At 68.0% G+C, this 17,780-nt stretch carries 29 protein-coding genes; 1 reads left to right on the top strand and 28 read right to left on the bottom strand.

The features are described 5' to 3' along the window. Nucleotides 1–77 precede the first annotated feature (77 nt). The 28 genes from rpmJ to ACFCY7_RS19685 form a co-directional block, all read right to left on the bottom strand. A complete protein-coding gene (gene rpmJ, locus ACFCY7_RS19820; RefSeq protein ID WP_003956441.1) occupies nt 78–191 on the bottom strand; it encodes a 50S ribosomal protein L36 in 114 nt (37 codons plus the stop codon). Between the two features lie 63 nt (nt 192–254). Continuing rightward, a complete protein-coding gene (gene infA / locus ACFCY7_RS19815; protein WP_003956442.1) occupies nt 255–476 on the bottom strand; it encodes a translation initiation factor IF-1 in 222 nt (73 codons plus the stop codon). A 215-nt stretch (nt 477–691) separates the two neighbouring features. Next, entirely contained in the window at nt 692–1,543 is an 852-nt protein-coding gene (gene map / locus ACFCY7_RS19810) for a type I methionyl aminopeptidase (RefSeq protein ID WP_376486760.1), read from the bottom strand. Between the two features lie 97 nt (nt 1,544–1,640). Further along, a complete protein-coding gene (locus ACFCY7_RS19805; RefSeq protein ID WP_376486758.1) occupies nt 1,641–2,288 on the bottom strand; it encodes an adenylate kinase in 648 nt (215 codons plus the stop codon). Next, the gene (gene secY / locus ACFCY7_RS19800) at nt 2,288–3,607 is read right to left on the bottom strand and encodes a preprotein translocase subunit SecY (RefSeq protein WP_376486757.1); all 1,320 of its coding nucleotides are present in this window, start codon (nt 3,605–3,607) and stop codon (nt 2,288–2,290) included. The genes ACFCY7_RS19805 and secY overlap by 1 nt, the downstream gene beginning before the upstream one ends. A 213-nt stretch (nt 3,608–3,820) precedes the next feature. Continuing rightward, on the bottom strand, nt 3,821–4,276 hold the full coding sequence (gene rplO / locus ACFCY7_RS19795) for a 50S ribosomal protein L15 (protein ID WP_017239586.1): 456 nt from the start codon (nt 4,274–4,276) through the stop codon (nt 3,821–3,823). 1 nt (nt 4,277) lies between these two features. Beyond that, nucleotides 4,278–4,460, bottom strand: a complete 183-nt coding sequence (gene rpmD / locus ACFCY7_RS19790) for a 50S ribosomal protein L30 (protein WP_015035589.1) — start codon at nt 4,458–4,460, stop codon at nt 4,278–4,280. Then, nucleotides 4,460–5,062 (bottom strand): 30S ribosomal protein S5, encoded by a 603-nt coding sequence (gene rpsE / locus ACFCY7_RS19785; RefSeq protein ID WP_017239585.1) that lies wholly within the window; start codon nt 5,060–5,062, stop codon nt 4,460–4,462. Before rpsE ends, rpmD begins: the two co-directional genes overlap by 1 nt. A 45-nt stretch (nt 5,063–5,107) precedes the next feature. Continuing rightward, complete coding sequence (rplR, locus tag ACFCY7_RS19780) at nt 5,108–5,491, bottom strand: 50S ribosomal protein L18 (protein WP_033201980.1); 384 nt, start codon at nt 5,489–5,491, stop codon at nt 5,108–5,110. 3 nt (nt 5,492–5,494) lie between these two features. Beyond that, the gene (gene rplF, locus ACFCY7_RS19775; protein WP_017239583.1) at nt 5,495–6,034 is read right to left on the bottom strand and encodes a 50S ribosomal protein L6; all 540 of its coding nucleotides are present in this window, start codon (nt 6,032–6,034) and stop codon (nt 5,495–5,497) included. Nucleotides 6,035–6,055: 21 nt separating this feature from the next. Continuing rightward, nucleotides 6,056–6,454 carry a 30S ribosomal protein S8 gene (gene rpsH / locus ACFCY7_RS19770; RefSeq protein WP_015035585.1) on the bottom strand — a complete coding sequence of 133 codons (399 nt, stop codon included), beginning with the start codon at nt 6,452–6,454 and terminating at the stop codon, nt 6,056–6,058. Nucleotides 6,455–6,662: 208 nt separating this feature from the next. Further along, a complete protein-coding gene (locus tag ACFCY7_RS19765; RefSeq protein WP_003948630.1) occupies nt 6,663–6,848 on the bottom strand; it encodes a type Z 30S ribosomal protein S14 in 186 nt (61 codons plus the stop codon). Between the two features lie 5 nt (nt 6,849–6,853). Further along, a complete protein-coding gene (gene rplE / locus ACFCY7_RS19760) occupies nt 6,854–7,411 on the bottom strand; it encodes a 50S ribosomal protein L5 (protein WP_026058276.1) in 558 nt (185 codons plus the stop codon). Further along, the gene (rplX, locus tag ACFCY7_RS19755) at nt 7,408–7,719 is read right to left on the bottom strand and encodes a 50S ribosomal protein L24 (RefSeq protein ID WP_015035583.1); all 312 of its coding nucleotides are present in this window, start codon (nt 7,717–7,719) and stop codon (nt 7,408–7,410) included. The genes rplE and rplX overlap by 4 nt, the downstream gene beginning before the upstream one ends. 2 nt (nt 7,720–7,721) lie before the next feature. Continuing rightward, nucleotides 7,722–8,090, bottom strand: coding sequence for a 50S ribosomal protein L14 (gene rplN, locus ACFCY7_RS19750; protein WP_003956455.1), 369 nt, complete (start codon nt 8,088–8,090; stop codon nt 7,722–7,724). Between the two features lie 106 nt (nt 8,091–8,196). After that, a complete protein-coding gene (gene rpsQ, locus ACFCY7_RS19745) occupies nt 8,197–8,478 on the bottom strand; it encodes a 30S ribosomal protein S17 (RefSeq protein ID WP_015035582.1) in 282 nt (93 codons plus the stop codon). Beyond that, nucleotides 8,478–8,702 (bottom strand): 50S ribosomal protein L29, encoded by a 225-nt coding sequence (rpmC, locus tag ACFCY7_RS19740; RefSeq protein WP_017239580.1) that lies wholly within the window; start codon nt 8,700–8,702, stop codon nt 8,478–8,480. Before rpmC ends, rpsQ begins: the two co-directional genes overlap by 1 nt. Continuing rightward, nucleotides 8,702–9,121, bottom strand: a complete 420-nt coding sequence (gene rplP / locus ACFCY7_RS19735) for a 50S ribosomal protein L16 (RefSeq protein WP_017239579.1) — start codon at nt 9,119–9,121, stop codon at nt 8,702–8,704. The genes rpmC and rplP overlap by 1 nt, the downstream gene beginning before the upstream one ends. A 5-nt stretch (nt 9,122–9,126) precedes the next feature. Beyond that, nucleotides 9,127–9,966, bottom strand: a complete 840-nt coding sequence (gene rpsC / locus ACFCY7_RS19730) for a 30S ribosomal protein S3 (RefSeq protein WP_015035579.1) — start codon at nt 9,964–9,966, stop codon at nt 9,127–9,129. After that, a complete protein-coding gene (gene rplV / locus ACFCY7_RS19725; protein ID WP_004571827.1) occupies nt 9,966–10,313 on the bottom strand; it encodes a 50S ribosomal protein L22 in 348 nt (115 codons plus the stop codon). Before rplV ends, rpsC begins: the two co-directional genes overlap by 1 nt. Nucleotides 10,314–10,355: 42 nt before the next feature. Further along, nucleotides 10,356–10,637, bottom strand: a complete 282-nt coding sequence (gene rpsS / locus ACFCY7_RS19720; RefSeq protein ID WP_015035577.1) for a 30S ribosomal protein S19 — start codon at nt 10,635–10,637, stop codon at nt 10,356–10,358. A 12-nt stretch (nt 10,638–10,649) separates the two neighbouring features. Next, nucleotides 10,650–11,486: a 50S ribosomal protein L2 gene (gene rplB, locus ACFCY7_RS19715; protein ID WP_030208986.1), complete on the bottom strand. Its 837-nt coding sequence runs from the start codon at nt 11,484–11,486 to the stop codon at nt 10,650–10,652. Nucleotides 11,487–11,526: 40 nt separating this feature from the next. Then, complete coding sequence (rplW, locus tag ACFCY7_RS19710; protein WP_024755407.1) at nt 11,527–11,850, bottom strand: 50S ribosomal protein L23; 324 nt, start codon at nt 11,848–11,850, stop codon at nt 11,527–11,529. After that, nucleotides 11,850–12,500, bottom strand: coding sequence for a 50S ribosomal protein L4 (gene rplD / locus ACFCY7_RS19705; RefSeq protein ID WP_376486751.1), 651 nt, complete (start codon nt 12,498–12,500; stop codon nt 11,850–11,852). Before rplD ends, rplW begins: the two co-directional genes overlap by 1 nt. A 7-nt stretch (nt 12,501–12,507) precedes the next feature. Then, a complete protein-coding gene (rplC, locus tag ACFCY7_RS19700; RefSeq protein WP_017239574.1) occupies nt 12,508–13,152 on the bottom strand; it encodes a 50S ribosomal protein L3 in 645 nt (214 codons plus the stop codon). 11 nt (nt 13,153–13,163) lie between these two features. Beyond that, nucleotides 13,164–13,472 carry a 30S ribosomal protein S10 gene (gene rpsJ, locus ACFCY7_RS19695; RefSeq protein WP_003948644.1) on the bottom strand — a complete coding sequence of 103 codons (309 nt, stop codon included), beginning with the start codon at nt 13,470–13,472 and terminating at the stop codon, nt 13,164–13,166. 421 nt (nt 13,473–13,893) lie between these two features. Next, nucleotides 13,894–15,135: an RNA polymerase sigma factor gene (locus tag ACFCY7_RS19690; RefSeq protein ID WP_376486748.1), complete on the bottom strand. Its 1,242-nt coding sequence runs from the start codon at nt 15,133–15,135 to the stop codon at nt 13,894–13,896. After that, the gene (locus ACFCY7_RS19685) at nt 15,132–15,494 is read right to left on the bottom strand and encodes a YciI family protein (protein ID WP_376486745.1); all 363 of its coding nucleotides are present in this window, start codon (nt 15,492–15,494) and stop codon (nt 15,132–15,134) included. The genes ACFCY7_RS19690 and ACFCY7_RS19685 overlap by 4 nt, the downstream gene beginning before the upstream one ends. Nucleotides 15,495–15,706: 212 nt before the next feature. On the opposite strand from ACFCY7_RS19685, the gene ACFCY7_RS19680 reads away from it, so the two are divergent. Then, on the top strand, nt 15,707–17,749 hold the full coding sequence (locus tag ACFCY7_RS19680; protein WP_376486742.1) for a PIG-L family deacetylase: 2,043 nt from the start codon (nt 15,707–15,709) through the stop codon (nt 17,747–17,749). Nucleotides 17,750–17,780: the final 31 nt, after the last annotated feature.

The following is a 17,780-nucleotide window of genomic DNA, read 5'->3' as shown; positions in this document are numbered from 1 at the left end:
GCCCGACGGGCTCTGCGTATGTACGTATTGCTATGCGTCGCGCGAAGAACTGCGAAATGCAGGTCGGTCGGCGTGCGTCAGCCCTGGCGCTGCTTGTGGCGCAGGTTGTCGCAGATGACCATGACCCGGCCGTGACGGCGGATCACCTTGCACTTGTCGCAGATCTTCTTGACGCTCGGCTTGACCTTCATGGGATGTGAGGTTCTCCGGGTCAGTGCCACCACCCGCGCGCGAAGGCGGGGTGCGGGCAAGATCTACTTGTACCGGTAGACGATCCGGCCACGCGTCAGGTCGTACGGAGAGAGCTCCACCACGACCCGGTCGTCCGGAAGGATTCGGATGTAGTGCATCCGCATCTTGCCGGAGATGTGCGCGAGGACCTTGTGACCGTTCTGGAGCTCCACCTTGAACATGGCGTTCGGGAGGGACTCGATCACGGTGCCCTCGATTTCGATGGCACCTTGCTTCTTGGCCACGCTTCGCCTTTCGAATCGGCTACCTTGATCGACTCTCGCCGCCGTATGCGGACACACGGGTACACGAGAGCCGACGCATCAGTCTACGTCAGGCCCCAGGAAAAGACGAATCGGGAAGTCTGCCCACGCCAGGAGATCCTTACGCAACCCACCACGCCGAACCCCCAGCACCTTTCCCACGCCTTACGCCGGCGGCCCGAACGCCCACTCCGGAACTACGCCAGCGGGTCCGGCGCGGCCGTCACGCCCAGCTCGGCCAGCTTCGCCTTGCCGCCGTCCACCGCGGTCAGGACCAGGGGGCCCTCCTCGGTGAGGGCGATGGAGTGCTCCCAGTGGGAGGACCAGGTCTTGTCGGTGGTGATGACGGTCCAGTCGTCCTTGAGGACCTCGGTGTGGGGGGTGCCGAGGGAGACCATGGGCTCGATGGCGAGGCAGAGGCCGGGGACGAGCTTGGGGCCCTTGCCGCGCTTGCGGGAGACGTAGTTCAGGAGGTGCGGGTCCATGTGCATCTCGGTGCCGATGCCGTGGCCGCCGTAGTCCTCGATGATCCCGTAGCGGCCGAGGCTGTGGTCGCCGACCGCGGGGCGGGGCTGCCGCTTGATGTACGTCTCGATCGCCTTGGAGATGTCGACGAGGCGGTTGCCGAGCTTCATGGCCGCGATGCCGGCCCACATCGACTCCTCGGTGACCCGGGAGAGCTCGACGAGCTCGGGCGCGTGCCCGGTGCCCACGAAGGCCGTGTAGGCCGCGTCGCCGTGCCAGCCGTCGACGATCGCGCCGGCGTCGATGGAGATGATGTCGCCGTCCTTGAGGACGGTCTTGTCGTCGGGGATGCCGTGGACGACGACCTCGTTCACCGAGGTGCAGATCGTCGCGGGGAAGCCGCCGTACCCGAGGAAGTTCGACTTCGCCCCGTGGTCGGCGATGACCTTCCGCGCGACCTCGTCCAGGTCCTTCGTCGTGGCGCCCGGCACGGCCGCCTCGCGGGTCGCCGCGTGGATGGCGGCGACGACCAGCCCCGCCTCGCGCATCTTCGCGATCTGCTCGGGGGTCTTGATCTGCACCATCGTGGCCGCGGCCTTTCCATCGAGTACGGGGAACAGAACAACGATACGGCCGCGGCGCCCCTGAGGGGCACCGCGGCCGTATCGCACGAACCAGGGGTTACTTCTTGAGCGCGTCCATCGCCTTGGCGGTGACCTCGTCCACCTTGCCGAGCGCCAGGATCGTCTCCACCAGGTTCTGCTCCCGGTAGTAGTCGATGATCGGCTCGGTCTCGGTGTGGTAGACCGCCAGACGCTTGCGGACGGTCTCCTCCGTGTCGTCGTCGCGCTGGTACAGCTCGCCGCCGCAGGCGTCGCAGACGCCCTCGGTCTTCGGAGCGTTGTACGTCACGTGGAAGACGTGCGCGGAGTCCTTGCGGCAGATGCGTCGACCCGCGATCCGCTTCACGACCTCGTCCTCGGGGACCTCAAGGTCCAGGACCGCGTCCAGCTCGATGCCGCCCGCCTTGAGGAACGCGTCCAGAGCCTGGGCCTGGGCCACGTTCCGCGGGAACCCGTCGAGCAGGAAGCCGCCCTCGGCGTCCGCCTGGCGCATGCGGTCCTCGGCCATCCCGATCGTCACGGAGTCCGGCACGAGCTGGCCGGCCTTCATGTACGACTGCGCCTCTACGCCCAGCGGCGTGCCCTGCGAAATGTTGGCACGGAACAGGTCGCCCGTAGAGATGTGCGGGATGCCCAGGTTCTTGGCGAGGTACGCAGCCTGCGTGCCCTTACCCGCACCGGGCGGTCCGACGAGGACGATTCGCATCAGCGGAGGAACCCTTCGTAATTGCGCTGCTGGAGCTGGCTCTCGATCTGCTTCACGGTCTCCAGCCCCACACCCACGATGATGAGGATGCTCGTCCCACCGAAGGGGAAGTTGGCATTGGCGCCACCGAAGCCTGCCAACGCCATCGTCGGCACAAGAGCGATCAGACCCAAGTACAGCGAGCCCGGCCAAGTGATCCGGTTGAGCACGTAGCTCAGGTACTCGGCAGTAGGTCGACCAGCCCGGATACCCGGGATGAAGCCACCATACTTCTTCATGTTGTCGGCAACTTCCTCGGGGTTGAACGAGATCGCCACGTAGAAGAAGGCGAAGAACACGATCAGGAGGAAGTACGCGGCGATGTAATACGGGTGGTCACCCTTGACGAAGTGGGCTTCGATCCAGGTCTTCCACCCCGCGGTGGAGTTCGAGAACTGCGCGATCAAGGCCGGGATGTAGAGCAGCGACGACGCGAAGATGACAGGAATCACACCTGCCTGATTCACCTTCAACGGGATGTAAGTGGACGTTCCGCCGTAGGAGCGTCGACCGATCATGCGCTTCGCGTACTGCACCGGAATGCGCCGCTGGGCCTGCTCGACGAAGACCACGAGGGCCACCATCACGAAGCCGATGAGGATGACGGTGCCGAACTCGATCCAGCCCTTGGCGAGCTTGCCGCTCTCCTTGATGGCCCACAGGGCGCCCGGGAAGCCGGCGGCGATCGAGATGAACATGAGAATCGACATACCGTTGCCGATGCCGCGGTCGGTGATGATCTCGCCGAGCCACATGACGATGCACGTGCCGGCGGTCATCGTGATGACCATGGTGGCGATGGTGAAGATCGACGGATCCGGCACGACCTGGTCGGCCACGGAGCAGCCGCTGAAGAGCGCACCGCTCTTCGCCGTGGCGACGAGACCGGTGCCCTGCAGCACCGCGAGGGCGACCGTCAGGTAACGGGTGTACTGCGTGATCTTGGCAGTACCGGACTGGCCCTCCTTCTTGAGGGCCTCGAGGCGGGGGATCACGACGGTCAGCAGCTGCAGGATGATGCTGGCCGTGATGTACGGCATGATGCCGAGCGCGAAGATGGTGATCTGGAGCAGCGCCCCGCCACTGAACATGTTGACCAGGCCGAACAGGCTGTTGTTGCCCTCGCTGGCCTGCTTGACACACTGCTGGACGGCCTCGTAGCTGACGCCGGGAACCGGGATGTGGGCCCCGAGGCGGTACAGCACGATGATGCCGAGCGTGAAGAGCAGCTTCTTGCGCAGGTCGGGCGTCTTGAACGCCCGGGCGAACGCGGTGAGCACGGTGCCTCCTGCGACCCCCGCGCTATGCGTCAAGGGTGACGGTCTTGAGGTTCGACGATTGGGTATCGGTCATCAATTCCGTGCGGGCATACCGCACGGAGCCTAGACGGTGCACGCCACCTTACCGGCGACCATGCCCCCCTAGGAACGACCAATCGGGGATGCCCCATTTGAGAGGCATCCCCGATCGGATGTTCAAGCCATCGAGTCGTCTTAGACGAGCTCGGTGACGGTGCCGCCGGCGGCGGTGATCTTCTCCTTGGCGGAGCCGGAGACGGCGTCAACCGAAACCTGCAGCGCCACGGTGATCTCGCCGGTGCCGAGCACCTTGACGAGCTGGTTCTTGCGAACCGCGCCCTTGGCGACCAGGTCGGCCACCGTGACCTCTCCACCCTCGGGGTAGAGAGCGCCGAGCTTGTCCAGGTTCACGACCTGGAACTCGGTGCGGAACGGGTTCTTGAAGCCCTTGAGCTTCGGCAGACGCATGTGGAGGGGCATCTGCCCACCCTCGAAGCGCTGCGGAACCTGGTAACGGGCCTTCGTGCCCTTGGTACCACGACCGGCCGTCTTACCCTTGGACGCCTCACCACGACCCACACGGGTCTTCGCGGTCTTGGCGCCCGGGGCGGGACGGAGGTTGTGGGCCTTCAGCGGGTTGGTCTCCGCCATGTCAGTCAACCTCCTCGACCGTCACGAGGTGGCGGACGGTGTGCACCATGCCGCGGAACTCGGGGCGGTCCTCCTTGACAACCACGTCGTTGACCTTCTTGAGGCCAAGCGAGCGCAGGGTGTCGCGGTGGTTCTGCTTGCTGCCGATGTACGACTTCGTCTGCGTGACCTTGAGGCGAGCCATTACGCACCCGCCCCAGCACGCGCACGGAGCAGAGCCGCGGGGGCGACGTCCTCGAGGGGCAGACCACGGCGAGCCGCGATCTCCTCGGGACGCTGCAGGCCCTTGAGGGCCGCCACGGTCGCGTGCACGATGTTGATCGCGTTGTCGGAGCCGAGCGACTTCGACAGGATGTCGTGAACGCCGGCGCACTCGAGCACGGCGCGCACCGGGCCACCGGCGATAACACCGGTACCGGGGGAAGCCGGCTTGAGCAGGACGACGCCCGCGGCCTTCTCGCCCTGGATCGGGTGAGGGATGGTGCCCTGGATGCGGGGAACCTTGAAGAAGTTCTTCTTGGCTTCCTCGACGCCCTTGGCAATGGCCGCGGGAACTTCCTTGGCCTTGCCGTAACCGACACCTACGGTGCCGTCACCGTCGCCCACCACGACCAGCGCGGTGAAGCTGAAGCGGCGACCACCCTTGACAACCTTGGCGACGCGGTTGATCGCGACAACGCGCTCAACGTACGCGGTCTTCTCGGCGGCAGCGCCACCGTCGCGGCCCTTCCGGTCCCGCCGCTCGCCGCCACCGGCACCGCTTCCGCGGCGCTGGGGTCCAGCCATTGGATTACCTCTCTCTGTTACGTCCGTTAGTCCCGGAACCGGGGCTTAGAACTTCAGCCCGGCTTCGCGGGCGGCGTCAGCCAGAGCGGCAATGCGCCCGGCGTACCTGTTGCCACCACGGTCGAACACGACAGCCTCGACGCCGGCGGCCTTGGCGCGCTCGGCGACCAGGGAACCGACCTGCTTGGCCTGCGCGGACTTGTCACCCTCGCCACCGCGGATCGACGCGTCCAGGGTCGACGCCGACGCAAGGGTGTGACCCTTGAGGTCGTCGATGACCTGAGCGGTGATACCACGGTTCGAACGCGTCACGACGAGGCGCGGACGCTCCGCCGTACCCGACACGTTCTTGCGGATGCGGATGTGGCGGCGCGCCTTGGCGGCACGCTTGTAAGCGTCGCCCTTGGCGATCTTCACACCGTATGCCATGGCTTACTTACCAGCCTTTCCGACCTTGCGGCGGATGACCTCGCCGGCGTACTTGACGCCCTTGGCCTTGTACGGGTCGGGCTTCCGCAGCTTGCGGATGTTCGCCGCGACCTCGCCGACCTTCTGCTTGTCGATGCCCTCGACCGAGAACTTGGTCGGCGACTCGACCTTGAACGAGATGCCCTCGGGCGCCTCGATCAGGATCGGGTGGCTGTAGCCGAGCTGGAACTCCAGACCGGAGCCCTTCGCGGCCACGCGGTAACCGACACCGCTGATCTCGAGCGCCTTCACGTAACCCTGGGTCACACCGGTGATCATGTTGGCCACCAGCGTGCGGGACAGGCCGTGGAGGGCCTTGTTCTGACGCTCGTCGTTCGGGCGGGTGACGTTGAGAACGCCGTCCTCGCCCTTAGCGACCTCGATCGGCGCGGCGACGGTGTGGTTCAGGGTGCCCTTGGAACCCTTCACCGTGACCGTGCGGCCCTCGATGGTGACGTCCACGCCGGCGGGAACCTGGATAGGCAGCTTGCCAATACGCGACATTAGCTATTCCTCCGTTCCCGACTACCAGACGTAGGCGAGGACTTCCCCACCTACGCCCTTCTTGCCTGCCTGCTGGCCGGTCAGGAGACCGTGGGACGTGGAGATGATCGCCACGCCCAGGCCGCCGAGGACCTTCGGCAGGTTGGTGGACTTCGCGTAAACCCGGAGGCCGGGCTTCGAGATCCGCTTGATGCCCGCGATGGAGCGCTCACGGTTCGGACCGAACTTGAGCTCGAGGACGAGGTTCTTGCCGACCTCGGCGTCCTCGACCTTCCAGCCCGTGATGAAGCCCTCCTGCTGGAGGATTTCCGCGATGTGAGACTTGATCTTGCTGTGCGGCATCGTCACGGAGTCGTGGTATGCCGAGTTCGCGTTACGCAGACGAGTCAGCATGTCCGCGATCGGATCAGTCATGGTCATGAATTGGCCTTCGGCCTCTCTCGCCGGGGTTTCCTGTATGCGCCATCCCTCTCCCCACACAGGGGCGGGACGGGTGCGGCGCGGGGACCTACGGCGTAGTAAGTCGTACGGGCGGCGGACGCCCAACCCCACAAGCCTAAGGCATGCGGGGGCGGGCATCCGCCGACCCAGTGCTTACCGAGAGACTCCGGTCATCCCAACTAGGGGATTACCAGGAGCTCTTGGTCACGCCCGGCAGCTCGCCACGGTGAGCCATCTCACGAAGGCACACGCGGCACAGGCCGAACTTGCGGTACACGGAGTGGGGACGACCACAGCGCTGGCAGCGCGTGTAGCCACGCACGCCGAACTTGGGCTTGCGGGCAGCCTTCGCGATGAGAGCCTTCTTCGCCATCTCGCTTACGCCTCCTTGAACGGGAAGCCGAGGTGACGCAGAAGGGCACGGCCCTCGTCGTCGTTGGTCGCCGTGGTCACCACGGTGATGTCCATACCCCGGACACGGTCGATCTTGTCCTGGTCGATCTCGTGGAACATGACCTGCTCCGTGAGACCGAAGGTGTAGTTGCCACGCCCGTCGAACTGCTTGGGGGACAGACCACGGAAGTCGCGGATGCGCGGCAGCGCGAGCGACAGGGTGCGGTCCAGGAACTCCCACATGCGGTCGCCACGGAGGGTGACGTGCGCACCGATCGGCTGGCCCTCACGCAGCTTGAACTGCGCGATGGACTTGCGGGCCTTGGTGATGGCCGGCTTCTGACCGGTGATGGTGGTCAGGTCACGGACGGCACCGTCCATGAGCTTCGAGTCACGGGCGGCGTCGCCGACACCCATGTTGACCACGATCTTCACGAGGCCGGGGATCTGCATGACGTTCTCGTAGGAGAACTCCTCACGCAGCTTGCCCGCGATCTCCTCGCGGTACTTCGTCTTGAGACGCGGAGTGGTGGTAGCCATCAGATGTCCTCACCCGTCCGCTTGGCAACGCGGATCTTGTTGCCCTCGTCGTCGAAGCGGTAACCGACACGCGTGACGACCTTCTTGCCGTCCTTCTCCACGACCAGCTGGACGTTGGAGACGTGGACCGGAGCCTCGGTCGTGACGATGCCACCGGCCTGCGACGGGCCGGCCTTGGTGTGCTTCTTGACCCGGTTGACACCCTCGACCAGGACGCGGTTCTCGCGGGGGAAGGCCGTGATGACCTTGCCCTGCTTGCCCTTGTCCTTACCGGTGATGACCTGGACCAGGTCGCCCTTCTTGATCTTCATGCTTACAGCACCTCCGGCGCGAGCGAGATGATCTTCATGAACTTCTTCTCGCGCAGCTCACGGCCGACCGGGCCGAAGATACGGGTGCCACGAGGGTCGCCGTCGTTCTTGAGAATGACAGCGGCGTTCTCGTCGAAGCGGATGTACGAGCCGTCCTGGCGGCGGCGCTCCTTGACGGTGCGAACGATGACCGCCTTGACGACGTCACCCTTCTTCACGTTGCCACCGGGGATCGCGTCCTTGACGGTGGCGACGATGACGTCACCGATGCCCGCGTAGCGGCGACCCGAGCCACCGAGAACACGGATGCAAAGGATCTCCTTGGCACCAGTGTTGTCGGCGACACGCAGTCGCGACTCCTGCTGGATCACGTCTATCTCCTGATTTGTCTGCCGGTTCCCGGTGGGGTTGCGCCAGCAAGTAGCGCAACCCCACCGAGCCTGGCGGAACGAACTTGAAGGGTTACCCCCTCAAGAATTACTTGGCCTTCTCGAGGATCTCGATGACGCGCCAGTGCTTCGTGGCGGACAGCTTCCGGGTCTCCATCAGGAGGACGCGGTCGCCGATGCCGGCAGCGTTCTGCTCGTCGTGAGCCTTGAGCTTGTTCGTACGGCGGATGACCTTGCCGTACAGCGCGTGCTTGACGCGGTCCTCGACAGCGACGACGACGGTCTTGTCCATCTTGTCGCTGACGACCAGGCCCTCGCGGACCTTGCGAGCGTTGCGCTCGGTCTTCTCAGTCACGTTGCTCTCGCTCATCAGGCGTTCTCCACCGTCTCGATGCCCAGCTCACGCTCACGCATCAGGGTGTAGATCCGGGCGATGTCCTTACGGACGGACTTGAGCCGACCGTGGTTCTCGAGCTGGCCCGTCGCCGCCTGGAAGCGGAGGTTGAACAGCTCTTCCTTGGCCTCGCGGAGCTTGTTGAGAAGCTCCTCGTTGCCCAGCTCGCGCAGCTCGGACGCCTTGGTACCGGCCGACATCACAGCTCACCTGCTTCGCGCTTCACGATCTTGCACTTCATCGGCAGCTTGTGGGCCGCACGGGTGAGGGCCTCGCGCGCGATCTTCTCGTTCGGGTAGGACAGTTCGAACATCACCCGACCCGGCTTGACGTTCGCGATCCACCACTCCGGAGAACCCTTACCGGAACCCATGCGGGTCTCGGCGGGCTTCTTCGTCAGCGGGCGGTCCGGGTAGATGTTGATCCAGACCTTGCCGCCACGCTTGATGTGGCGGGTCATCGCGATACGAGCCGCCTCGATCTGGCGGTTGGTCACGTACGCCGGCGTGAGGGCCTGAATGCCGTACTCGCCGAACGCAACCTGCGTACCACCCTTGCTGGCGCCGGAGCGCTTGGGGTGGTGCTGCTTGCGGTGCTTGACCCTACGGGGGATCAGCATTTCGGTCAGGCCTCCGTTCCGGTGCTCTCAGCCGGAGCAGCGGCGGCAGCCTCGGCCTTGGGGGCCTCGGCGGCCGGAGCCGACTGCTGCGGCTTGCGGCCGCGGCCGCCACGCTCGCCACCGCGGCCACCACGGCCGGCCGGGCGGTCGCCAGCGCCGGCACCACGGGCCGGGCGGTTACCCGCACGGGCCGCAGCGTTCTCGGCGCGGACCTCGGCGATGTTCTTGACGTCGCCCTTGTAGATCCAGACCTTGACGCCAATGCGACCGAAGGTCGTCTTGGCCTCGAAGAAGCCGTAGTCCACGTTCGCGCGGAGCGTGTGCAGCGGCACACGACCCTCGCGGTAGAACTCCGAGCGGGACATCTCGGCGCCGCCGAGACGACCGCCACACTGGATCTTGATGCCCTTGGCGCCGGCCTTCATCGTGCCCTGCATGCTCTTACGCATGGCGCGACGGAAGGAGACGCGGGAGGAGAGCTGCTCGGCAACGGCCTGAGCAACCAGCTGAGCGTCCATCTCGGGGTTCTTGACCTCGAGGATGTTCAGCTGGACCTGCTTGCCCGTGAGCTTCTCGAGGTCGCCGCGGATGCGGTCGGCCTCGGCGCCACGGCGGCCGATGACGATGCCGGGACGCGCGGTGTGGATGTCCACCCGCACGCGGTCACGGGTGCGCTCGATCTCAACCTTCGAGATGCCGGCGCGCTCCATGCCGGACGTCATCATCCGACGGATGGCGACGTCTTCCTTGACGTAGTCCTTGTACAGCTTGTCGGCGTACCAGCGGGACTTGAAGTCCGTGGTGATGCCGAGCCGGAACCCATGCGGGTTAACCTTCTGGCCCATTACCGGGTTCCTTCCTTGCTGCTGACGACCACGGTGATGTGGCTGGTCCGCTTACGGATCCGGTAGGCACGGCCCTGAGCACGCGGACGGAACCGCTTCAGGGTCGGGCCCTCATCCACGTACGCCTCGCTGATGACCAGCGAAGAGGCGTCGGTGTGGTCGTAGTTGTGCGCGGCGTTGGCAATGGCGCTGTCCAGCACCTTGCCGACCGGCACGCTCGCGGCCTGCGGGGCGAAACGCAGGACCGCCTGAGCCTCCGTGGCATCCATGCCACGGATAAGGTCCACCACGCGGCGGGCCTTCATGGGCGTGACGCGGATGTACCGCGCCTGGGCCCTGGCTTCCATGGTTGTCCTTCCAGTGTCTGTCATGGTCATTCCACCCCGCTACTAGCGGCGCTTCGACTTCCGGTCGTCCTTCACGTGACCCCGGAAGGTGCGCGTCGGCGAGAACTCGCCGAGCTTGTGGCCGACCATCGACTCGGTGACAAACACCGGAATGTGGGTCTTGCCGTTGTGCACCGCGATCGTGTGGCCGAGCATGGCCGGGATGATCATCGAGCGACGGGACCAGGTCTTGATGACGTTCTTGGTACCGGCTTCGTTCTGGGCGTCCACCTTCTTGACGAGGTGGCCGTCGACGAAGGGTCCCTTCTTGAGACTGCGCGGCATCTAAACCCGCTCCTAGCGCTTCTTGTTCGTCTTGCGGCGGCGGACGATGTACTTGTTCGAAGCCTTCTTCGGCGAACGAGTACGACCCTCCTTCTGACCCCACGGGGAGACCGGGTGGCGACCACCGGAGGTCTTGCCCTCACCACCACCGTGCGGGTGGTCGACCGGGTTCATCGCCACACCGCGAACGGTCGGGCGAACGCCCAGCCAGCGCTTGCGGCCGGCCTTGCCCCAGTTGATGTTCGACTGCTCGGCGTTGCCGACCTCGCCGATGGTGGCGCGGCAGCGGGCGTCGACGAGACGGATCTCACCGGACGGCATACGAAGGTGGGCCATCGTGCCCTCCTTCGCCAGCAGCTGCACGGAGGCACCAGCGGAGCGCGCGAACTTGGCGCCGCCACCGGGACGGAGCTCGATCGCGTGGATCGTGGTACCGACCGGGATGTTGCGGAGCGCCAGGTTGTTGCCGGGCTTGATGTCAGCGCCGGGGCCGTTCTCGACGCGGTCACCCTGCGTCAGACCCTTGGGGGCGATGATGTAGCGCTTCTCGCCGTCCACGTAGTGGAGCAGCGCGATGCGCGCGGTGCGGTTGGGGTCGTACTCGATGTGAGCGACCTTGGCCGGCACGCCGTCCTTGTCGTGACGACGGAAGTCGATCACGCGGTAGGCGCGCTTGTGGCCACCGCCCTGGTGACGGACGGTCACACGACCGGTGTTGTTACGGCCGCCCTTGCTGTGCAGGGGGCGGACCAGCGACTTCTCCGGCGTGGACCGCGTGATCTCGACGAAGTCGGCTACGGAGGAGCCACGACGGCCCGGCGTAGTCGGCTTGTACTTGCGGATTCCCATTTCTCAGTCCTCGTCCGATTCCGGACGATCCAGACCGCCCTTAGGCGGTCGGACCGCCGAAGATGTCGATACGGTTGCCCTCAGCAAGGGTCACGATGGCGCGCTTGGTGTCCTTGCGCTTACCGAAACCGGCCTTGGTGCGCTTGCGCTTGCCCTGGCGGTTGATCGTGTTGACCCCGGTGACCTTGACCGAGAAGACCGCCTCGACGGCCTGCTTGATCTGGGTCTTGTTGGAGCCAGGCGCGACGATGAACGTGTACTTGTTCTCGTCCAGCAGGGCGTAGCTCTTCTCCGAGACGACCGGCTTGACGAGAATGTCGCGCGGGTCCGAGAAGGTCTTGCTGGTGACGACGGCCTCAGTCATCAGGCGTCGCTCCCTTCGGTCTCAGCGGTCTGGGGGCCAGACACGAAAGACTCGAGGGCGGCCTGGGTGAAGACCACGTCGTCGGAGACGATCACGTCGTACGTGTTGAGCTGGCCCGGCTCCAGGATGTGCACCTGGGGCAGGTTACGAGCGGACAGCCACGCGGCCTCGTCGGAGCGCTCGGCGACCAGGAGCAGGTTCTTGCGCTCCGAGATCTTGCCGAACAGCGTCTTCGCGGCCTTGGTGGAGACCTCGCCCTCGACCACGCCGGTGACGACGTGGATGCGGGAGTGGTTCGCCCGGTCCGAGAGGGCACCGCGGAGGGCGGCGGCCTTCATCTTCTTCGGGGTCCGCTGCGAGTAGTCACGCGGCTGCGGGCCGTGGACGACGCCACCACCGGCGAACTGCGGAGCGCGGGTCGAACCCTGACGGGCGCGGCCGGTGCCCTTCTGGCGGTAAGGCTTCTTGCCACCACCGCGGACTTCGCCACGGGTCTTGGTCTTGTGCGTGCCCTGACGGGCCGCGGCCAGCTGCGCGACGACGACCTGGTGGATCAGCGGAACGCTGACCTTGGCGCCGAAGATCTCCGCGGGGAGCTCGACGGTCCCGGCCTTGTCGCCTGCCGGCGAAAGGATGTCAATGGTGCTCATCGGTTCCTCAAACCCCCTTGGCCGCGGTGCGGACCAGGACGAGGCCACCGTTGGGGCCGGGGACGGCGCCCTTGATGAGCAGCAGACCCTTCTCGGCGTCAACGGCGTGGACGGTCAGGTTCTGGGTGGTCACACGCTCGTTGCCCATGCGACCGGCCATGCGCATGCCCTTGAAGACACGGCCCGGGGTGGCGCAGCCACCGATCGAACCGGGCTTGCGGTGCACGCGGTGGGCACCGTGCGAAGCCTTGCCACCACGGAAGTTGTGGCGCTTCATGACACCGGCGAAGCCCTTGCCCTTGCTCTTACCGGTGACGTCGACCTTCACGCCGGCCTCGAAGAGCTCGGCGGTGATCTCCTGGCCGAGCGTGTACTCGGAGGCGTCAGCGGTGCGGAGCTCCACCAGGTGGCGGCGCGGGGTGACGTCGGCCTTGGCGAAGTGGCCCTTGAGGGGCTTGTTCACCTTGCGCGGGTCGATCTCGCCGAAGGCGATCTGGACCGACTCGTAGCCGTCGACGTCGTTCGTACGCACCTGGGTCACGACATTGGGGCCGGCCTTGACGACGGTCACCGGGACGACCCGGTTGTTCTCGTCCCAGACCTGCGTCATGCCGAGCTTCTCGCCCAGGATGCCCTTGATGTTCTTAGCCATCTCGCGCGCCCTCAGAGCTTGATCTCGATGTCGACGCCCGCCGGGAGGTCGAGGCGCATGAGCGAGTCAACCGTCTTCGGCGTGGGGTCGAGGATGTCGATGAGGCGCTTGTGCGTGCGCATCTCGAAGTGCTCGCGCGAGTCCTTGTACTTGTGCGGCGACTTGATGACGCAGTACACGTTCTTCTCAGTGGGCAGCGGCACCGGGCCCGCGACCGACGCACCAGTGCGGGTCACCGTCTCGACGATCTTCTTCGCCGAGGAGTCGATGACCTCGTGGTCGTAGGCCTTGAGCCGGATGCGGATCTTCTGTCCCGCCATGGCTACTAGTAGTCCTTTGTCTCGTAACGCTCTGTCTCGCCGGTCGGTTCGCGTCCTACCTCCGACCCACGCGGTCGGGCGTGTCGCACTCCCTCTACGCAGAAATCCCAAAGGATTTCCCAACCAAGGGGGTGCGGTCACCATGACCGCGAGTCGGGGGTGGAACACCCACCGGGAGCCTGGCCGGCACCCCGCTGACGCTTCCCAGAAGATTCCCGTACGTCCGACCCGAGGGGTCGACGAGTACTGTGGGACTCGCTTCCGGTCCTCCCGACGGGAGGCGCGCAGCATCGGCACTCAACCGAGCAACCCCGACAGTCTGCCATACGCGACCTTCTCGCCGCCAATCGGGATCGAAGACTGTACCCCACGTCACGTAGGGGTAAGCGCCGAGGCGCACCCGACGTCGCCGAACCCCTCCTCAGCCCAACCGCCGTGCCCGCTCCGTCAGATGGCGGCGCTCCGGCGCGCTCGTCGTCCGGCGGGCGGCCTCCCGGTACGCCGCGGCCGCCTCCTCCCGGTCGCCGAGGAGTTCGAGGAGGTGGGCGCGGGTGGCGAGGAGCCGGTGGTTCCGGGCCAGCCGCGCGTCCGCCGCCAGCTCCTCCAGCAGGTCGAGACCGGCCCGCGGCCCCTGGACCATCGCGACGGCGACCGCCCGGTTGAGGGTGATCATCGGGTTCGGTCCGGTGCGTGCGAGGAGGTCGTACAGGGCGAGGATCTGGGGCCAGTCGGTGGCCTCGGCCGTGGGGGCCTCGTCGTGCACGGCCGCGATGGCCGCCTGGAGCTGGTACGGGCCGATCCGGCCCCGCGGCAGGGTGCGGCTGATCAGCGCGACGCCCTCCTCGACGAGCCCGGCGTCCCAGCTCCCCCGGTCCTGCTCCGCGAGGGGGATCAGCTCGCCGTGCGGACCGGTGCGGGCCGGGCGGCGGGCGTCGGTGAGGAGCATGAGGGCGAGCAGTCCCGCGGTCTCCGGGTCCTCGGGGAGGAGCCCGTGCAGGAGCCGGGTGAGCCGGATCGCCTCGGTGGACAGTTCGGGCGCGGTGAGGTCGTCGCCGCCGCTGGCCGTGTAGCCCTCGTTGAAGACCAGGTACAGCACGTGCCGCACCTCGGCGAGCCGGGCCGTGCGGTCCTCGCCCTCGGGCTGCGCCAGCGACCATCCGCCGGCCTTGATCGTCTGCTTCGCCCGGCTGATCCGCTGCGCCATGGTCGACTCGGGGACGAGGAAGGCGGCGGCGATCTGCGCGGTGGTGAGGCCGCCGACGGCCCGCAGGGTGAGCGCGATCCGGCTGGGCGGCGACAGGTCGGGGTGGCAGCAGAGGAAGAGCAGGGCCAGGGAGTCGTCCCGGTCCGCCCCCGGGGCGTCGTCGGCGGCGGGCGCGAGGAGCGCGGAGTCCGGGGTGGCGAGCGCGACGGCGTCCTCGCGGCGCCTGCGCGCGGACTCGCTGCGCACCAGGTCGACGTACCGCCGGGCGGCGACGGTGAGGAGCCAGCCGCGCGGGTGGTCGGGGACCCCGCCCTCCGGCCACTGCTGGGCGGCGGCGATCAGGGCTTCCTGGACGGCGTCCTCGCACAGGTCGAAGTCGCCGTACCGACGGACGAGCGCGCCGAGGACCCGCGGCGCGTCGGCGCGCAGCAGGTCCTCGATCCCGTGCGGGCCGGTCACACGTCCGCCGCGGACTCGTGCAGGACCGGCCACAGCTCGACCGGGTCGACGTCCGCGAAGGGCATGTCCGCGGCGATCTCCTGGGCGCGCTCCTGGCTCGCGCAGTCGAGCAGGTAGAAGCTGGCCAGGTACTCCTTGGTCTCCAGGTACGGGCCGTCGGTGACCGCGGGGGCGCCGTCCTCGCGGCGTACGAGCTGGGCGGCGGCCGCGTCGGCGAGCCCGTACGCGCCGATCAGCTCGCCGGTCTCCCGGTACTTCCGGTTGAAGGCCTCCTGCCGGGCGATCGCCTCGGGCCAGGCGTCGGCGGGGAAGGCGTCCCACTTGGCCTGGTTGCCGTAGATCATCGCGACGTACTTCATCTCGGGTGTCCTCCCCGTCCCGCGCGCCCCTGCGGCGTGCTGTCACCCAGGGGTCGGAGCCCGCGGCGCGTGTTCGACATCGGGCCGCGGACGTTTTCGAAGATCTTTTCCGCGGTGCATCCTCGCAGCGGGAGCGCTGATTCGTACACAACCACGAGTGCCGGATATCCGTCTTGCAGAGGACCGATCATCCGAAGGGACGGACCCCGCTCGTGACCACAGCTCCCCGCCGACGGACGGTGCTCGCCGTCGCCCTCGCGGTCACCGCGGCCGCCGCCGGCTGCTCCGTACCGGAGCCGCGGCGGACGGCGCCGACCGCCGATCCGGCGCCGGGGAAGCCGATCGCGAAGGCCGGGGAGCGGCGGGCGCTGCTGATGCAGTTCTCCGCGCATCCGGACGACGACCTGTACTTCATGAACCCGGACACGCAGCGGCTGCTGGACTCCGGGGTGCCGCTGGTCTCGGTGTACGTGACGGCCGGCGAGCACACGGGCCGGAACCGGATCGCGGGGATGCCCGACGCTCCCCCGGACCGGGCCGCCTACTCCGCCGCCCGCCACCAGGGCCTGCGCCAGGCGTACGCGGAGGCGCTCGGGCTCCCGCGGTTCACGCCCTGGCGGCGCGAGGTGCTGACGCTCCCCGGCGGCCTGCGGGCGGAGGCCGACACGCTCGCGCGCGGCGCGCGCCGGGTGGAGCTGGTCTTCCTGAACCTGCCGATGCACACCACCCGGCGCTACATGGCCCTGCCGGCGCTCTGGCACGACCGGGCCCTCGAACTGCGGACCCATCTGTCGGCGGGTTCGCCGGTGACCCGCTCGGACACCTACGACTACGACCGCCTCGTCGGCGCCCTCGCCGACCTGCTGCGCCGCCACCGGCCGACCGTGGTGCACACCCTGGACCCGGACCCGGACGTCCAGCACAGCGACGAGGCCACCCGGCAGCGGGACTCCGAGCAGCCGGGGTACGCGGACCACGGGGACCACACGGCCGTCGCCTGCTTCACCTGGGCCGCACTGGGCCGCTGGGTCACCGACGCGGTCCGGGACGGCAGCCCGATACCGGCGTTCACGACGAGCGCGTTCCGCGGCTACTACAACCGGCACTGGCCCAAGAACCTCCCGCCGGAGGTCCTCGCGGAGAAGGCCGCGCGGCTCGTGCCGTACGGCGGCGACCCGTCCTGGCAGTGCGGGAACCCCTCCGGCTGCGGCGACTACGGCGTCGGCGGCGACCGGCCGCTCGGCAACCGCAAGGGCTGGGTCCGCTCCACCCACCACCGCTGGCCCGGCGCCCGCCCCGCGGTCACCGAGGAGCCGGACGGCCGCCTCACCGCGTACGGCGTCCTCGGCCTGCGCGCGGTCCGCTGGCGGGAGTCGGCGCCGGGCGCCGGTGCGGGCACCCGGGCGCCCGGCGGCACGCGGAGCGCGTCGGCACCCGGCGGCGCGGGCTGGGGCGAGCCCGAGGACCTCGGCGGCGGGCCGCTGGCCCCGGCGCTCGGCTCGGCGGTGCTCGACGACGGCCGGGTGCTGCTCTTCGCGGTCCGGTTCGCCGCGCTCGACGGCCACGGCGGGCCGAACCGGCGCGAGGTGGTCCTCCTGGAGCAGCGCTCCCCCGGCGGCCCGTTCCTCGCCTGGCGCGGGCTCGGGAACCCGGAGCGCTCCGACGACCGCGGCCGCCGGATCGGCGCCCCGGTGGCGGCCACGGCCCCCGACGGCCGGGTCCACCTCTTCGTACGGAACGCCGACAAGGGCGTGTCGACCACCGTCCGCGCGGCCTCGGACGGCTCCTGGGGGCCCTGGCGGACGCTCCCCGGGGACGCGGAGGTCCAGGACGGCCTCGCCGTCTCCCTGGACGCGGCCGGCCGGGTGCACGTCTACGCGGCGGGGCGGGACTCCGTACGGCATTGGGTGGACGGGGCGGACCGGTCGGACCGGCTGCCGCTCTCCGGGTCGACGGTGGCGACGGCCGGCGGCGAGCTGTTCCACCGTCCGCCGGCCGCCGCGGGGCTGCTCGGCCCCACGGGCGACGCCGGGCTCGACGGCTACGGGGAGGTGGTCGCCGCCCGTTCGCCGGCGCTCGGCACGGTGCTGCTCGGCACGGACCTGCGCGGCCGCCTCCAGGTGCGGACCGGCGGCCGGCTGCGTACCCGCACGGCCGGCGACACGGCGGTCGCGGCCGCGCTCCACCTCGGCGGGCGCGGAGTGACGGTGGTGGGCCTCGGCCCGGACGGGCACCCCTGGAGCTGGCGGCCGTAGGCCGGCCGGGAACGCGAGAAGGCCCCGCACC

This window comes from Streptomyces sp. NPDC056361, assembly GCF_042262805.1.
Classification (GTDB): domain Bacteria; phylum Actinomycetota; class Actinomycetes; order Streptomycetales; family Streptomycetaceae; genus Streptomyces.
The sequence above is the reverse complement of the archived record's forward strand: the minus strand, read 5'-3'. Positions and strand labels throughout refer to the sequence as shown.

Coding starts and splice junctions, on each gene's coding strand:
- rplP (WP_017239579.1), bottom strand. CDS start 9,121: ATGCTGATCCCCCGTAGGGTCAAGCACCGCAAGCAGCACCACCCCAAG.
- rplX (WP_015035583.1), bottom strand. CDS start 7,719: ATGAAGATCAAGAAGGGCGACCTGGTCCAGGTCATCACCGGTAAGGAC.
- rpmD (WP_015035589.1), bottom strand. CDS start 4,460: ATGGCTCGCCTCAAGGTCACGCAGACGAAGTCGTACATCGGCAGCAAG.
- rpsJ (WP_003948644.1), bottom strand. CDS start 13,472: ATGGCGGGACAGAAGATCCGCATCCGGCTCAAGGCCTACGACCACGAG.
- ACFCY7_RS19805 (WP_376486758.1), bottom strand. CDS start 2,288: ATGCGAATCGTCCTCGTCGGACCGCCCGGTGCGGGTAAGGGCACGCAG.
- ACFCY7_RS19765 (WP_003948630.1), bottom strand. CDS start 6,848: ATGGCGAAGAAGGCTCTCATCGCGAAGGCTGCCCGCAAGCCCAAGTTC.
- rplC (WP_017239574.1), bottom strand. CDS start 13,152: ATGGCTAAGAACATCAAGGGCATCCTGGGCGAGAAGCTCGGCATGACG.
- rplD (WP_376486751.1), bottom strand. CDS start 12,500: ATGAGCACCATTGACATCCTTTCGCCGGCAGGCGACAAGGCCGGGACC.
- ACFCY7_RS19685 (WP_376486745.1), bottom strand. CDS start 15,494: ATGAAGTACGTCGCGATGATCTACGGCAACCAGGCCAAGTGGGACGCC.
- rpsH (WP_015035585.1), bottom strand. CDS start 6,454: ATGACCATGACTGATCCGATCGCGGACATGCTGACTCGTCTGCGTAAC.
- rpsS (WP_015035577.1), bottom strand. CDS start 10,637: ATGCCGCGCAGTCTCAAGAAGGGACCCTTCGTCGACGGCCACCTCGTC.
- rplO (WP_017239586.1), bottom strand. CDS start 4,276: ATGGCGGAGACCAACCCGCTGAAGGCCCACAACCTCCGTCCCGCCCCG.
- rplW (WP_024755407.1), bottom strand. CDS start 11,850: ATGACTGAGGCCGTCGTCACCAGCAAGACCTTCTCGGACCCGCGCGAC.
- rpsE (WP_017239585.1), bottom strand. CDS start 5,062: ATGGCTGGACCCCAGCGCCGCGGAAGCGGTGCCGGTGGCGGCGAGCGG.
- rplB (WP_030208986.1), bottom strand. CDS start 11,486: ATGGGAATCCGCAAGTACAAGCCGACTACGCCGGGCCGTCGTGGCTCC.
- map (WP_376486760.1), bottom strand. CDS start 1,543: ATGGTGCAGATCAAGACCCCCGAGCAGATCGCGAAGATGCGCGAGGCG.
- rpmC (WP_017239580.1), bottom strand. CDS start 8,702: ATGTCGGCCGGTACCAAGGCGTCCGAGCTGCGCGAGCTGGGCAACGAG.
- rpsQ (WP_015035582.1), bottom strand. CDS start 8,478: ATGAGCGAGAGCAACGTGACTGAGAAGACCGAGCGCAACGCTCGCAAG.
- rpsC (WP_015035579.1), bottom strand. CDS start 9,966: ATGGGCCAGAAGGTTAACCCGCATGGGTTCCGGCTCGGCATCACCACG.
- rpmJ (WP_003956441.1), bottom strand. CDS start 191: ATGAAGGTCAAGCCGAGCGTCAAGAAGATCTGCGACAAGTGCAAGGTG.
- rplR (WP_033201980.1), bottom strand. CDS start 5,491: ATGGCATACGGTGTGAAGATCGCCAAGGGCGACGCTTACAAGCGTGCC.
- rplV (WP_004571827.1), bottom strand. CDS start 10,313: ATGGAAGCCAGGGCCCAGGCGCGGTACATCCGCGTCACGCCCATGAAG.
- rplF (WP_017239583.1), bottom strand. CDS start 6,034: ATGTCGCGTATTGGCAAGCTGCCTATCCAGGTTCCCGCCGGCGTGGAC.